Here is a 14,625-nt window from a genome sequence, read left to right as displayed (position 1 = left end):
GAACCGTTTCTGAGATAGGCCCAGAGGGTGCCCCCCTCGGCGTGGACCCGACCGAAGGCGCTCTCCCGCAGCCGCCGCGCTACGGCGCCGGCCGCCTCGCCGATCCGGCCCGGGCCGTCTCCGCCGCCGCTCCGCACCGCCACCGCCTTGAGGTTCTTGCTGCCGAAGACCGCGCCGGGGCCGCCATACCCGGCCGCCCTTCCCCTGTCGGCGATGAGGCAGGCGAAGCGCACCATCCGCTCCCCCGCCGGGCCGATGGCCAGCGTCCGGGCCCCGCTGTCGCCCAGTTCGCTGCGGATGGCCTCCTCCGTCCGGGAAACCGTCATCCCCCAGAGATGCCGGGCGTCCCGGAGGGCGACGCGCCCCCGGTCCACCTCCAGATAGACGGGATGCTCCGCCGCACCGGTGATGCAGAGGTGGGCCACGCCGGCGTTGCGCAGCGCGGCACCGAAGAACCCGCCGCAGTTGGCGGACCCCACGCCGCCGTTCAGCACATTGCGGAAATCCACCGCCAGCCGCGGCGAGGCGGGGATGTCGCTGCCCGTGAAGGCCCCCGTCCCCAGCATGATCCAGCTCGCCGGGTCAAGCGGCTCCACCCCGGGGCGCATCCGTTCCGCCAGCAGCTCCTGGTTGGTCCCCCGGCCGCCGAAGGCGTACTCCCGGGAGGAGAGCGGTTCTGTCTCCACCGTGCCGCCGGCGAGATCGACAGAGAGGATCGGCTCCGTCACGCTAGGCACCCCCATCCTTCGAGATCTCCTCCACCAGCGCCGCCTCCCCCTCCAGGGCGAGACGCCGGCGGTGGAGGATCCCCTCGGCGGTGTAGACCGTCAGGGCCGTCCAGATACAGACAAACATGACCAGCTGGGTGGTCCCGAAGGGCTCGCCGAAGACCCAGAGCCCCAGGATGAAATGGATCGTCGGGGCCAGATACTGCAGCAGGCCCAGGGTCACCAGGCTGAGCCGGCGCGCCCCGTAGGTGAACCCCAGCAGGGGCAGCGCCGTGGCCAGCGCGGAACCGACCAGCAGCAGGTCGATATCGGCGCCGAGCCCCCCCATGGCGCCCTGCCCGTTGGCATGGGCCCAGGCCAGATAGCCCGCCGCCGGCACGGTGAGGATCACCGTTTCGATGGAGAGCCCGGGGATCGCCGCCACCCGGGCCAGTTTGCGCAGCACCCCGTAGGTCCCGAAGCTCCCCGCCAGGATGAAGGCCACCCAGGGGACGGCCCCGAAGGTGGCCACCCGGTAGCCCACCCCCGCCGCAGCCAGGGCGATGGCGCACCACTGGACGGGCCGCAGGCGGTCGTGGAAGATGACAAACCCGAAGAAGACGTTCACCAGCGGATTGATGTAGTACCCCATGCTCACCTCCAGCAGCCGGTCGGAGTTGACGCCGATGATGTAGGTGAGCCAGTTGACGCTGATGGCCACACTGCTGAAGACCAGCAGGACGATGGTCGCCCTCTGTCTGAGCGCCGCCCATACCTCCCCCAGTCTGCGTGAGACAAGCAGACAGAGGACGAGAAAGAGCATGCTCCAGACAATCCTGTGGGCCAGGATCTGCAGCGGCGGCACCTCCTGCAGGAACTTCCAGTACATGGCCAGAAATCCCCAGGCGACAAATGTGGTCAGCGCCACAATGAAACCGGTCCGTTGTTCGCGATGCTCCTCGATCATCTTCCACCCGCCCCTTTTGGATTGCTCCAGCAGCATCATACAGCAAAGGCCCCCCGGATGCGCCGGGGGGCGACTCGTTCGTTCGGCTCCGGGATTGCCCCGCTCAGGCCGTGACGGTCACGGCGACCTGCCGCCGCCGCGGGCCGTCGAACTCGCAGAAGAAGACCCCCTGCCAGCGACCCAGCGCCAGACGCCCGCCGGAGACGGGGATCGTCTCGGAGACCCCCACCAGCGTCGCCTTGATGTGGGCGTCGGCGTTGCCCTCGATATGCCTGTACCCCGCCTTGTGGGGCACCAGGGTGTGGAGCATCCCCAGGATGTCCTCCGGCACATCGGGGTCGGCCCGCTCGTTCACCGTCACGGCCGCCGTGGTGTGGGGCACATAGACGTGGCAGACCCCTTCGCCGACGCCGGAGGCGGTCACGGCCTCCTGCACCTCTCTGGTGATCTCCACAAAGACCTCGCGCTCGCTGGTGGCTACCGAAAACTGCTCCGTCATGCTCCGCCGGCGCAGGGAACCGCGCCGCACCTCCTCTCGGCTGTCGACTGGGAGGCCGGGCCTACCGTCCTCCCATGGTCAGTGTCATCACTGCCTTCGCTGTATGCAATCTGTTCTCCGCTTCATCGTACACAACCGACTGGGGCCCGTCAATCACGGCGTCCTCCACCTCGTTCCCCCGGTCGGCGGGAAGGGCGTGCATGTAGAGACAGCCGTCGGCGGCGAGGTCCATCATCTCCTGCGTGCACTTCCAGCCCCTGTACTGGGCCAGAAGACTGTCCATCTCCTCGTCGCTCCTGCTGCTCGCCCAGCTGCCCCAGTTCTTGGGGAAGACCACGTCGGCGTCCCGGTAGGCCGCCTCCATGTCGTGGGTGATGGTCACACTGCCGCCGTGGACTCGGGCGTTCTCCTTCGCCTGGTCGATCACCCAGGCGGGGAGGTCGTAGCCCTCGGGGTAGGCCAGCGTGACGTCCATCCCGAAGCGCGGGAAGAGCAGCACCTGGGTGACCGGCACGGAGATGGGCTTCTTGTGGCTGGTGGCGTAGGCCCAGATGACGGAGACCTTGAGCCGCCGCAGATCCGGGCGCTTCTCCTGGATGGTCATGAGGTCGGCGATCCCCTGCATGGGGTGGTAGAGGTCGCACTGCAGGTTCATCACCGGCGCCGTGGACCATCTGGCCATGTCCCGGAGGTAGACATTGCCGATCCCCCAGAAGCAGTTCCGGCAGGCGATGCCGTGGCCGAAACGGGAGAGGATCACCGCCGTGTCCTTGGCCACCTCGCCGTGGGAGATCTGCATGGTGCTGGTGTCCAGGAAGTTGCCGTGGCCGCCGAGCTGGGCGATCCCCGCCTCCATGGAGTTCCGCGTCCTGGTGGACTGCTCGAAGAACATCAGAAAGACCGTCTGGTAGGGCAGATAGGGCGTGGGCTCCCCCATGGCGAAGCTCTTTTTCAGGTCCCGGGAGACCTCCAGCAGCGTGTCGATCTCCTCCCGCGACCATTCCTGCAGCGTAATGAAATGCTTCCCTCGAAAGATGCTCTGCATCGCCGTTTCATTCCTTTCGCACAAGTTGTGTGATCCCCCACCGGATTCCGGGAGATCGAACCCCGACCGCCGGAGCAGCGGTCACTGGGTGTAGCGATCCAGGTAGAGCCGGGGCGTCACGGCGTAGAGCGCCGCCGCCTTGACAAGCTCCTCCTTCCAGGTCTTCTCGTTCGGTGCGTGGGCCTGGTCCTCGTGGCCCGGGCCGTAGCCGATGCAGGGGATGCCGTGGCGCCCCATGATGGAGACCCCGTTGGTGGAGAAGGTCCAGCGCTCCACCACCGGCTCGCCGAAGAGCCCCCGGTGGGCCTCCGCCATGCTCAGGCAGGCCGGGTGGTCCTCCTCGATCACCCACGTCGGGAAGTAGGCGTCGGTGGGATAGACCAGCCCCGTGTAGGAGGGCTCCTCGTAGCTGTAGAGCTCCACGGCGGCTCCCGCTTCCTTGACGGCGGGAAGGTTCTCGATCTCCCGCAGGGCCGTCTCCTTGGTCTCGCCGTGGGTCAGCCGCCGGTCGATGGAGATGGAACAGCCGTCGGCCACGGCGCAGCGCGAGGGGGAGCTGAAAAAGATCTCCGACACCGCGAGGCTCCCCTTGCCCAGGAAGGGATCCACGTGGAGGTTCTCGTGGAGCGCCCGGAGCTCCGTGAGGATGGGGGCCATCTTGTAGATGGCGTTGTCGCCCCGCTCCGGAGCCGAGCCGTGGCAGCTCACCCCGCCGGTGGTCACCCTGATCTCCATCCGTCCGCGGTGGCCCCGGCAGATCTTGCCCGCCGAGGGCTCGGTGAGCACCACGAACTCCGGCCGGATGCCGTCCTCCTCGATGATGTACTGCCAGCAGAGGCCGTCGCAGGGCTCCTCCATCACACTGCCTGTCACCAGGAGCGTGTAGCCCTCCAGCAGGTCGAGATCCTTCATGATCTTCGCCCCGTAGACCATGGAGGCCATGCCGCCCTCCTGGTCGCTGGTCCCCCGGCCGCCGATGGTCTCGTCGTCCTCGTAGCCCTCGTAGGGGTCGAAGTCCCACTGATTCCGGTCGCCGATCCCTACGGTGTCCACATGACCGTCCATGGCGATCAGCCGTTCGCCGGTCCCCATGTAGCCCAGGACGTTGCCCATGGGATCGATATCCACCCGGTAGAAGCCCACCTCGCGCATCTCCCGGGCGATCCGGTCGATCACCTGTTTCTCCCCGCCGCCCTCGCTGGGGATAGCCACCATGTCGCGCAGGAAGGCGTTCATCTTCGGCCCGTAGGCCCGCGCCTTCTCCAATACCGCTTCATACTGCACCGTCGTCACTCCTTTGTCGTTGCGCTCCTCACCCGGTGAGACCCAGCAGCCTCGGGAGGGTGAGGGCGATCTCGGGAATAAAGGTTACCAGCAGCAGCACAGCGAACTCCACCACGATGAACGGCCAGATCGCCTTGCTGATCTGCTCCAGCGTCAGTTTGCTGATCCCGCAGGCCACGAAGAGACAGGCCCCCACAGGCGGCGTCATCAGCGCGATGTTCAGCGCCAGCACCATGATAATCCCAAAGTGCAGCGGATTGTAGCCCAGGCTCACCGCCAGGGGGTGGAGGATGGGGCCCAGGATGATCAGCGCCGCGGCGATGTCCATGAAAAGCCCCACCACCATCAGCAGCGCCAGGATCATCAGCATGATGAGGTACTTGTTGGTGGTGAGCCCCAGCATCAGTGCGGCCACCTTCTCGGGGATCTGCTCCATGGTGAGCACCCAGCCCAGGATGGAGGCCGTGGCGATCACCAGAAAGACCACCCCTGTGGTGCGGGCCATCTTGAGAAAGAGCGGCGGCAGATCCCGCAGCGTGAGGTTGCGGTAGACGAAAAAGCCCAGAAAGAAGGCGTAGGCCACCGCCACCGCGGCCGCCTCGGTGGGGGTGAAGACCCCGCTGAGGATACCGCCCAGGATGATCAGCGGCATCAGAAGCGCCGCCAGGGCGTCCCTGAAGCCCACGGCAATCTCCTTCATGGTGGCCCGCCGCTCGCCCACCGGGTAGTTGCGCTTTTTGGCGATCCGGGCCGTCATGATCATCAGGGAGAGCCCCAGCAGCAGCCCGGGGATGAGCCCCGTCATGAAGAGCCCGGCGATGGAGACCTGCATGAAGGCCCCGTAGATCACCATGATGTTGGAGGGCGGAATGGTGGGCCCGATGATCGACGACGAGGCCGTCACCGCCGCCGAGAAGTCCTTGTCGTAGCCCTCCTCGGTCATGGCGGGGATGAGCATGGAGCCGATGGCCGCCGTGTCGCTCACCGCCGCCCCGGTGAGGCCGGCGAAAAAGATGGAGGCCACGATGTTGGCGTGGGCCAGCCCCCCCTGGAGATGCCCCACCAGCACGTTGCTGAAGCGCACCAGCCGGTGGGTGATCCCCGTGGTGTTCATGATCTCCCCGGCCAGGATGAAGAAGGGCATGGCCATGAGGGTGAACATGTCCACACCGCCGAAGTAGCGCTGGGGGACCAGGGTGAGGATGGCGGCCCCGCCCATCTTGAGGAGGCCGAAGAGCCCCGTCACGCCCAGCACGAAGCCCACGGGCATCCCGATGAAGATCAGCGCGAAGAGGGAGACCGTCAGCAGGATCGTCATCAGAAATCAAGCCCTTCCTCGCGTTTGACGGTGTCCACGATCTCCTCGGACATGAGGATCTCCTCCAGCCGCCGCCTGCGGATATCGAGGACCATCTTGCAGACCAGCATGACCATGCAGAGGAGCCCGCTCACCGGCACCGCCATGAGCCACCAGTACATGGTGGTGTGGAGCCCCGTGGCGATCTGCGACTTGCCGCCCTCGGCCATGGCGAAGCCGTACCTGGTGAGGATATAGAGAAAGAAGAGCACCAGCCCGTTGGAGACGAAGATCACCGCCTTGCCCAGCCGCAGGGGCAGGCGCTTGACCAGCATGGTCACACCCACGTGCTCGTGCCGCCAGATGCAGAGCGCCACGGAGGTGAGGGCCATCCAGATCATCACATACCGCGAGAGCTCCTCCGTCCACCCCAGGGGGGAGTGGAGCACATACCGGAAGAAGACCCCCATCAGGACGGTCACGGTCATGACGATGGAAAGAACGAGGACCGGAATCTCCAGTCCCCGTTCCAGGCCGTCTCCGAGGCGGCGGGCCAGGGCGAAGATCCCCCGGCCCCCGACGTTCCTCTGTGGTTTTTCCTTTTGTTCTGTCATGTGCGAAACGTCCCGCCGCCGACCGTGGCGCTACAGGTCTTCCCGGATTTCCTCCTGGGCCTCTTCGATGGCGTCCAGGTAGCGCTCGGCGAGCTTCAGGCCCTCCTCGCCGTAGTTCTCCTCGATGAACTCCATGGCCGAGGCGCGGCCCATCTCGCGGAAGGTCTCCATGGCCTCCGGCGAGGGCTTGTTGACCTCCATGCCCTCCTCGATGAGCCTGGGCAGCCCCTTGTCGGAGGCCTCGATGATCCGGTTGAGCCCGCGTCCGGCGTCGATGGCCGTCTGGGCGGCCACCGTCACCATGTGCTTCTCGTGGTCGCTGAGGCCCTTGTAGAAGTCGTCGTTCATGACCCAGCAGTAGGTGCCGTAAAGGTGGTTGGTGAGGGTGAGGTACTTCTGCACCTCGTAGAGCTTGCCGATGAGGATGATGGGGATGGGGTTGTGCTGCCCGTCGGCCACACCGGTCTGCAGCGCCGTGTAGATCTCCGCCCAGGCGATGGGCACGGCCCCGGCGCCGTAGGTCTTCATCAGGTTCTGGTGCGACGGCAGCGTCATGGTGCGCATCTTCAGGCCTTCCATGTCCTCCACCGTCTCGATGGGCCGCTTGCTGTTGGTGAACTGGTAGAAGCCGCCCGACTCGGCGAAGCCCAGCACCTTGTAGCCCGCCTTCTTGCGGATGTCCTCGGCCAGATAGTCGCCGAAGGGACCGTCCAGGACCTTCCAGGCCACGGCGTAGTTGGGGATGGCGAAGGGGATGTCAAGCACGCCGTAGAGCGGATAGAAGGGCGCCATCCCGCCGGAGGAGGCGATGTAGCTCTGCACGACGCCCGCCTTGACCTGTTCCATGGTCTCCCGCTCGTTGCCCAGCTGGCCGGCGGGGTAGATCCTGACCTCCACGCTGCCGTTGGTGCTGGATTCCACCATGCTCTTGAAGACGGCGGCCATGGCGCCGGTGGAGTTCTCGAAGGGCTGCTGGGGATTCAGATGGGCCAGTTTGAGCACCTTGGGCGCCGCCATGGCGGAGCCGGCGAAACAGACGAACGCTACAGCGAGTAGCAGAACAAAGGCTTTCTTGGACCAGGACATATCTCAACCTCCTTGTCTTTTCTTGCCGGTTGGTTCCTCTCACTCTTGCAACAGTCTCTCCCTGACAACCGCTCGTTCCGTCGCCTTCCCCGATCACCCCCCTTCGCGGATTTGCCGCCCGCGGAACGACAGGGCGCCTGGGCCCCGCAGACCGCAGCAGCTACTCGAACCCCAGATCCTCCTGCAGCTGGTCCAGACAGGCGCCCCGCACCTCGTTCCAGTAGTTGACATCCATGGATGTGCCGTCCTCGTCGACACGGACCGTCACCGATTCCTCGATGGCGTAGGTTTTCCCGGTCCCACTGTCCCGGGCGATAGCCCGGACCAGATAGGAGTGCACCCAGCCGGCGGCCTCCTGGTACTCGTAGGCGCCGCAGTCGAAGGCCCCGGCCGCCGGGCGAGGCTTGCCGCGCTGGTCTTCGCTGATGCTGAGATCCACGTCGATGTAGTTGTAGGCCTCGCTGTCTGTGGTGATGGCATGGATATCCCCGGAGATCTCGCCGGTCGTAGTATTGTCCGTGATGAGATACCGCTCCAGCGGTTCGAGGATGTCGCCGGAGTCGTCGTAAAGTTTCTTGAGGTTATAGCTGCCATCGGTGCTGATCGTATCGGGGTAGGTCTCCGTGTCGCCGTCTTCCAGCGGGTCACAGAAAATCGTGGAATTTGCGTGGGTGTTCGCAGGGTTTGTCGTGCAATGCAGGGCATTTCCTTTTACAGCACCCGGGGTAGCCTGCTGGGTATTGCCACAGAATGTACAAAAGTTAATCTCGCCATTCTTGAAGGCACCATTCATGAAAATGGCGCCTGCCCCGGATTGACTTAATTTATTTTTACTAAATGTACTGTTTTCAATCAGGACATTCTCAAAAGAGCCATTGCCAAAGAAAACACTGCCACCTATCAAGGTTTCATGAACGGCTCCCGGAATATCCACGGTATTATCCGAGAAGGAGCACTGGGAGTATTCGGCACCCTTAACCGATGCATATGAATATATCACGCCCCCTCCACAGTAACTGCCCACGCTGTTCTTGCTGGTGAAGCTATTGTTCCGGAACGAAGCCCAGGAAAAGAGGGAGCCGTTCATTGTACCCTTTGTGTATATCGCTCCTCCTCCACAATAACTTGTTGCGCTATCCCCCAGAATATCAACAGAATTTCCATACATCTCTGCCTCAACAACCCGGGGCAAACCACTCATGGAACCGTCAAAGTACTGGGCTCCGCCTCCACAGTACTGCAGTGTGCCGCTCTGTGTCTGCTTCACCTTGTTCCCGATAAAGCTATTGACTCCAAAGGTGAAGGAAAGAGTAGCATTCCCTTGTCCTGCCGAGGAATAGATCGCTCCACCACCGCTATTGCTGCTGGCACCAGCAATATCCATGCTATTGTCCACAAAGGAAGATTCGTCCACTGTCAGTAATAAGTCACCATTCCCATTTCCAACCGTTGCATACAGAGCTCCTCCGCCGGAGTTGTCGAGTCCATCAGCAAGGACAACACCGTTATTTGTGAAAGAACACCCTTCGAGGGTAAGTGCAAGCTCATTCGTTCCATTACCCACAGTAGCGTAGATAGCACCTCCGCCGTTGTTCCCGACACCGCCTGTTATCCGGGCGGTATTGCTGTCAAAAAAACAGCTCTGGAAATTCAGCGAGAGGCTTCTGTTTCCACTCCCCAGGGTTGCGAAGAATGCACCGCCTCCACAGCCACCTTTATTTTCTTTGCTGTTTCCAGCAAATTTTGATTCATTAGCTCGAAAGATGCATCCGTCAAAGGCAAAATCAATATCATTCCTTCCGCTCTTATCGGAACAGGAGAAAACAGAGCTCCCCACCTCATTTGCATCTATTTCGGCGTAATTGTCATAAAACAAACAATCGCTGAAATCAATGGCAACCTCATTATTCTGGAGCTTTGAAAGGAAGATCACCCCTGGATCCGATCCCGTTCCGTTCCGTACCCCTGTAAAGGTGAACCCGTCGATCCGGACACCGCGCAAGGTGTCCTTGTTCCCCAGATCGACTGTGAGGATATTCCCCGGCGAACGATCCAGCGACAGCTCCGTCTTTCTCCCGGACTCCCGTTCGTCCACACGGCCTTCAAATCCCTGGAATCCGCCCATGATGGAGATGCCGTCGTGGTCACCTTCCAGGGTAAACACCGCCTCATCGTCGCTATAGGCGTCTCCGGCAACCCAGATCTGATCTCCTGAAGAAAAATCATAATCCCCAAGGGCTTCTCCGATAGTGAGATAATCCGGCGAGACAGTGCTCCAGGCATCGCCGACATACAATGGCTCTCCTGACGGCTCCGGTATCGGACCCAGCCCCACATCCCCCGAATCGGGCTCCGCAGGAGAAACAGTTCCGCCGGTTCCCGAGGCACCCGCGTCCGCGTCCCCGCCCCCATCGGGCGCCATCCGCTGCGCCGGGACGCAGGCGGCGTAGGCCTCCTCTTCGTGGGCCGGCGTGTAGTTCTGGTCCAGGACGGAGACCCAGGCCTGGATCTGGTCGTCGTAGGAGCTGTAGGCCCGGTAGAGATCGCGGCTGGTGTGGTCGCGGGAGGAGATGGCCACCAGGGCACGGTAGAGTGGAGCTCCGTCACCGATGTCGAGAGAGCCGTTATCGTTATTGTCCACCCAGACGGGCGGTTCGTCGCCGCTCCGGCAGTGGTCGTAGAGCCAGTTCTTCCCTTCCCCCAGCGCGGAGAGGGCGGCGTTATCCAGCTCAAGCCGGCTCACCGTCTCTTCGGAGGGGGAGAAGTACCCCGTAACAATGTAGAAACTGGTGCCTACAATGAGCATCACAGCCACCAGAACAACGATCACAATGGGCAGGGTGAACCCCTGTCGCCACGCCTGTCTGACTCCACACCGCATCGCTACCACCGCCTCTCCTCTAAAACCATCTGTACGACAAACATAAGCATAACACAAAACAGTGCTCTAGCAACAGAGCAAAGCAGCTCGTCAGCGCAGGCAACGGCCGCGGCCGGCCACTCCTCTCCCGGGGCCCTGCGGGCTATGCAGCCACGCGCTTGAGCAGCCAGGCCATGTTCTCGCCCAGCTTCCGCATGGTGGCGATGCCCTCCTCGTCTCTGGCGAAGTCGCCGATATCCCGGGCCTGGCCGATGTTCCAGTAGACCGAACCGGGGACGATCATCTCGCTGATCAGGAAGAGATGGTTGATGGAGTCGAAGACATGCACCCCGCCGGCCCGCCGGACGGCCACCACGGCGGCGCCGACCTTGCGCCGCAGCAGACCGCCGCTGCCTCTGGCCACAAAGCCGGCCCGGTCGATGAGGGCTTTCATCTCCGGGGTGAGGTCCGAGAAGTAGGTGGGCGAGCCGAGGATGATGCCGTCGGCGGCCGCCATCTTCTGCAGCCAGTCGTTGAGTTCGTCGTCGTTGATCACGCATGTTCCGTCCGCCGATTCCCGGCACCGCATGCAGGCCGTACAGCCGCGGACCGGCTTCCCGCCGACCTGCACCAGCTCCGTCTCGATGCCTTCCTTCCGGAGTGCGGCGAAGACCTCGCCGATCATGGCGGCTGTATTCCCCTGCTCTCTGGGGCTTCCGTTGAATCCGACTACCTTCATGATGATGCCTCCCTCTCTCCCTGCAATGTTTTGTGCACACTACTGCATTCTTGGCGCCGCCGCAACCGGCGGTCAGTCTCCCGCCGGGGTGTAGAGCACCGGCGGACGGCCCGGTCTGCCGCCGGGGTCGCCGAGGCAGCGGGAGAGCGTCCCCCGGGAGACCAGATGTTCCAGGTAGCGCCTGGCCGTCACCGAGGCCAGATTGCAGCCCGCGCCGACCTCCCTACACCCCATGGGGCCCGGCGCGCCCTTGACGTACTGCAGGACGCGGCGCTCGGTCTCCTCGTTCAGGCCCTTGCTCCGTTCCTCCCAGTGGAGGGTGCGGCGCTGCTCCACCAGCTGGGTGTGCAGCCTGATCCGCGAGGCGAAGTCGGCCAGGCGGAGGGGCTTGGTGACGAAGTCGTCGGCCCCGGCCAGCAGGAGTTCCCGGGCGATGTCCTCGCGGTCCTCCACGGTGAGGGCCACCAGCAGCACCTTGGAGGAGTGGCGCCGTGCTTCCAGCACCACCTCCCTGCCGTTTCTGGTGGGCATGTGGTAGTCCACCAGAAGGATGTCCACGGCGTCGTCGCGGACCCAGCCGAGGCACTGCGCCGGGTCGGCGGTGGTCTGCATGTTCCATCCCTGACTTGCGGCCATGGCCTCCAGGGTGTAGAGGATATCGCGGTCGTCGTCTACGGCGCCGATAAAGAGTGTCATGCCGATTCCTCCTCTGCAGCGGCCCGCGCCAGCACCACGGCGGCCTCGGTGATGCCCGGGGCGCGGGAGATCTCCAGCCGGCCCCGGTGGTTTTCCGCCACGCCCCGGACGTAGTCGAGCCCCAGGCCGGTGGAGCTCCATCCGGAATCGCCCCGCTCTTTCGCAAAGCCCGGCCCGTTGTCGCGGACGGCGAAGGCGAGCTCCCCTTCCCGTCCCTCTACCGCCAGCTCGATGGCGGCGTCACGCACCCCCTCGGTGGCCCGGCGGGCGTTGTCCAGCAGGTTCACCAGCGCCCGGGAGAAACGCACCAGGTTCACCCGCACCGTCTGGCGGCCCAGGGGCTCCGGAAGGTGGGTGGCGATCCGGTCCCGCCAGGGAAAGGGGCTCACCTGGTTGAGGGTGTAGTCCACCACCTCGGCCACGGGCAGCTCGCGCCGGGCCTTCTCGCTGAGGATCTCGGAGATCATGTCGCTCATGGAGAGCGCCGCGTCGCTGAGGTGGTCGGCGTGCCGCCTGCCTGCGCCCTCCGCCAGGGTGGCCCGCAGCACGTCGGAGAGGCCCAGGATGGTGGTGAGCGGCCGTTTGAGGTCGTGCACCAGGTGCTGCTTCTCCATCACGTTGCGCTGCTCCAGGCTGTTCATCCGCAGCCGGGCGAGCTCCTGCTCCTTCGCTCTGAGGAGGTGGAGCTGCCGGAGGCGGAGGCTGTAGCTGACCAGCAGTTCGTTGGTCACCATGGCGCCGGCGAAGAGACTGAAAAAGACGATCCAGCCGGTGGTCTCCAGGACATTGGCCCGGTCCATGAGGAGGGCCAGGTTCTTGATGGCCAGGGAGAGCTCCCCCCGCCCGGCGCCCACGGCGGTGAGCGATGGGATGATATCCAGCCACTGGAAGGAGAAGACCAGCACGCCCAGGGCCAGCGACTTGTTGCCCCAGCCCTTGACCTGCCTGGTCAGCACCAGCAGGGCCAGCACGCTGGCCACGCTGAGCACGGCGGGGATGCCGAAGTGGGGCGCCACCATGCGGGACATCACCAGGTAGGAAAGGGGAATCCCCGCCAGGGGGAGCGCCCAGGAGAGGTGGGCGGTGCGCCGGTGCCACTCGGAGAGGGTGTCTCCCAGCAGGAACCAGGCCAGGTAGAGCGGGATGGCCCTGGCGGTGTTGAACAGCACCAGTACCGAGGCGGCGGCCAGCAGGTAGCCGCTGTCCCCGGACTGCGCCGCCACATCCATGAAGTGGAAGACCGGCGTGGGCGGGATCCAGGAGAAGGCGATCCAGAGGGCGAAGAACATGGGACACCAGAGGAGAAAGACCTGGCCACGCTGGAGGGCTTCGCCGTTCGGCGGCTGTCCGTTCATCGATCCACCTGCCTTCCCGGAGCTCTGGGCATACCAAAAGAGGGGACGCCGCAACGTCCCCTCCATGATACTACAGGCTGTGCGTCTCTGTGGAGCGCTGTTTCTAGTAGCCGACAGCGGCTCCGTCGCGCCTGGAGTCTGCGCCTCCCAGAAGGGCCGGGCCCTTCCAGAGGATGCCCTGGGCGCCGCCGAAGTAGAGGTCGTAGGCGTCTTTCATCTCGATCTCGTAGCCCATGCCGGCCAGGGCGTCCACCACGACCTGGGGGATCCGGGACTCGAGCTTCAGCTTGTCGGGCGAACCGCCGACGGAACGGCAGGTGAAGCGCGGTGCCTCGATGGCGCCGTCGATGCTCATGTCGTAGTCCACGATGTTGCTGACGATCTGGGCCATGGAGGTGATGATCCGCCAGGCGCCGGGGGTGCCGGCGGCCAGGAAGGGCTCGCCGTCATGGTCGAGGACGATGCTCGGCGACATGGACGACAGCGGCCGCTTGCCCGGCTCGGGGGCGTTGACGCTCTCGGGGTTGGAGGAGAAGTCGGCCAGCTCGTTGTTGAGGATGATGCCGTACTTCTCGTCGATCACGCTGGAGCCGAAGAAGTAGTTGATGGTCTGGGTGAAGGAGACGATGTTGCCCGCCTCGTCGGCCACGGAGGTGTGGGTGGTGGAGTGGTGCTCGTAGGCCGAGGGATCGCCGGCGGGGATATCCGTCATGACGCTGTCGGCCTTGATCTTGCCGGCCAGCTCCTTGGCGTACTCCTTGGAGAGCAGGCCCTCCATGGGGATGTCCACAAATGCGGGGTCGGCCAGATAGGTGCCGCGGTCGGCGAAGGCCATCTTGAAGGCCTCGGCCATGTGGTGGATCGTCTTGGGGCTGTTGTGGCCCCACTGGTAGAGGGGGAAGTTCTCCAGGATGTTGAGGATCTCCACCAGGGTGACGCCGCCGGAGGAGGGCGGGCACATGGAGTAGATCTTGTAGCCCCGGTAGGTGCCCTCGGCGGGCTTGCGGATCTTGACCTCGTAGTTGGCCAGGTCTTCCATGGTCATGTGGCCCTCGGCCTTGTTGACGGCCTTCACAACGGCCTCGCCGATGGGGCCGTGGTAGAAGGCCTTGGTGCCGTCCTTGGCCAGAAGCTTGAAGGCCTCGGCCAGGCGGGGGAGTTTGATATGCACACCGGGCTCCTGGGGCAGGCCGTCCTTGAAGAAGGGCTCCAGGTTCTTGTCGGTGTTCCACTTGGTGAGGGTGTCGAAGTGACTCTCGGCGGCGTTGCTCGTCACGCCGGCCAGAGGGAAGCCCTCCTCGGCCAGCTTGATCGCCGGCTGCAGGACCTCGGCCAGGGTCATGGTGCCGTACTTCTCCAGGGCCATAGCCATGCCGGCAACGGTGCCCGGAACGCCGACGGCCTTGCCGTGGTACTTGCGCCACTGCTCCTCCTTGGCCTGCTCGGAGGCGTACATGTCCCTGGTGGCCGAGGCGG

At 64.3% G+C, this 14,625-nt stretch carries 13 protein-coding genes; all 13 read right to left on the bottom strand.

Annotated features, from left to right (window positions below; all coding sequences use genetic code 11):
* Nucleotides 1-743, bottom strand: a 743-nt coding sequence (locus K9L28_09340; GenBank protein MCF7936533.1) for a hypothetical protein, incomplete at its 3' end; no start/stop codon positions are given.
* On the bottom strand, nt 730-1,713 hold the full coding sequence (rarD, locus tag K9L28_09335; GenBank protein ID MCF7936532.1) for an EamA family transporter RarD: 984 nt from the start codon (nt 1,711-1,713) through the stop codon (nt 730-732). The genes K9L28_09340 and rarD, both read right to left, overlap by 14 nt.
* 64 nt (nt 1,714-1,777) lie before the next feature.
* Entirely contained in the window at nt 1,778-2,173 is a 396-nt protein-coding gene (locus K9L28_09330) for a secondary thiamine-phosphate synthase enzyme YjbQ (protein ID MCF7936531.1), read from the bottom strand.
* 61 nt (nt 2,174-2,234) lie between these two features.
* A complete protein-coding gene (locus tag K9L28_09325; protein MCF7936530.1) occupies nt 2,235-3,218 on the bottom strand; it encodes an ornithine carbamoyltransferase in 984 nt (327 codons plus the stop codon).
* A gap of 81 nt (nt 3,219-3,299) precedes the next feature.
* Nucleotides 3,300-4,502 carry a YgeY family selenium metabolism-linked hydrolase gene (locus tag K9L28_09320; protein ID MCF7936529.1) on the bottom strand — a complete coding sequence of 401 codons (1,203 nt, stop codon included), beginning with the start codon at nt 4,500-4,502 and terminating at the stop codon, nt 3,300-3,302.
* 28 nt (nt 4,503-4,530) lie between these two features.
* A complete protein-coding gene (locus K9L28_09315; protein ID MCF7936528.1) occupies nt 4,531-5,820 on the bottom strand; it encodes a TRAP transporter large permease in 1,290 nt (429 codons plus the stop codon).
* Entirely contained in the window at nt 5,820-6,413 is a 594-nt protein-coding gene (locus K9L28_09310) for a TRAP transporter small permease (GenBank protein MCF7936527.1), read from the bottom strand. The genes K9L28_09315 and K9L28_09310 overlap by 1 nt, the downstream gene beginning before the upstream one ends.
* A gap of 30 nt (nt 6,414-6,443) precedes the next feature.
* The gene (locus K9L28_09305) at nt 6,444-7,499 is read right to left on the bottom strand and encodes a DctP family TRAP transporter solute-binding subunit (GenBank protein ID MCF7936526.1); all 1,056 of its coding nucleotides are present in this window, start codon (nt 7,497-7,499) and stop codon (nt 6,444-6,446) included.
* Between the two features lie 160 nt (nt 7,500-7,659).
* Nucleotides 7,660-10,329 carry a hypothetical protein gene (locus K9L28_09300; protein MCF7936525.1) on the bottom strand — a complete coding sequence of 890 codons (2,670 nt, stop codon included), beginning with the start codon at nt 10,327-10,329 and terminating at the stop codon, nt 7,660-7,662.
* 193 nt (nt 10,330-10,522) lie between these two features.
* A complete protein-coding gene (locus K9L28_09295; protein ID MCF7936524.1) occupies nt 10,523-11,098 on the bottom strand; it encodes a flavodoxin family protein in 576 nt (191 codons plus the stop codon).
* A 72-nt stretch (nt 11,099-11,170) separates the two neighbouring features.
* Nucleotides 11,171-11,794, bottom strand: a complete 624-nt coding sequence (locus K9L28_09290; GenBank protein MCF7936523.1) for a response regulator — start codon at nt 11,792-11,794, stop codon at nt 11,171-11,173.
* Nucleotides 11,791-13,149: a HAMP domain-containing histidine kinase gene (locus K9L28_09285; protein MCF7936522.1), complete on the bottom strand. Its 1,359-nt coding sequence runs from the start codon at nt 13,147-13,149 to the stop codon at nt 11,791-11,793. Before K9L28_09285 ends, K9L28_09290 begins: the two co-directional genes overlap by 4 nt.
* Before the next feature lie 103 nt (nt 13,150-13,252).
* Nucleotides 13,253-14,625, bottom strand: a 1,373-nt coding sequence (gene ggt / locus K9L28_09280) for a gamma-glutamyltransferase (protein MCF7936521.1), incomplete at its 5' end; no start/stop codon positions are given.

It is taken from the genome of Synergistales bacterium, assembly GCA_021736445.1.
In the GTDB taxonomy this organism is placed as follows: Bacteria; Synergistota; Synergistia; order Synergistales; family Aminiphilaceae; genus JAIPGA01.
The sequence above is the reverse complement of the archived record's forward strand: the minus strand, read 5'-3'. Positions and strand labels throughout refer to the sequence as shown.

Coding starts and splice junctions, on each gene's coding strand:
- rarD (MCF7936532.1), bottom strand. CDS start 1,713: ATGATGCTGCTGGAGCAATCCAAAAGGGGCGGGTGGAAGATGATCGAG.
- K9L28_09330 (MCF7936531.1), bottom strand. CDS start 2,173: ATGACGGAGCAGTTTTCGGTAGCCACCAGCGAGCGCGAGGTCTTTGTG.
- K9L28_09325 (MCF7936530.1), bottom strand. CDS start 3,218: ATGCAGAGCATCTTTCGAGGGAAGCATTTCATTACGCTGCAGGAATGG.
- K9L28_09315 (MCF7936528.1), bottom strand. CDS start 5,820: ATGACGATCCTGCTGACGGTCTCCCTCTTCGCGCTGATCTTCATCGGG.
- K9L28_09310 (MCF7936527.1), bottom strand. CDS start 6,413: ATGACAGAACAAAAGGAAAAACCACAGAGGAACGTCGGGGGCCGGGGG.
- K9L28_09305 (MCF7936526.1), bottom strand. CDS start 7,499: ATGTCCTGGTCCAAGAAAGCCTTTGTTCTGCTACTCGCTGTAGCGTTC.
- K9L28_09295 (MCF7936524.1), bottom strand. CDS start 11,098: ATGAAGGTAGTCGGATTCAACGGAAGCCCCAGAGAGCAGGGGAATACA.
- K9L28_09290 (MCF7936523.1), bottom strand. CDS start 11,794: ATGACACTCTTTATCGGCGCCGTAGACGACGACCGCGATATCCTCTAC.
- K9L28_09285 (MCF7936522.1), bottom strand. CDS start 13,149: ATGAACGGACAGCCGCCGAACGGCGAAGCCCTCCAGCGTGGCCAGGTC.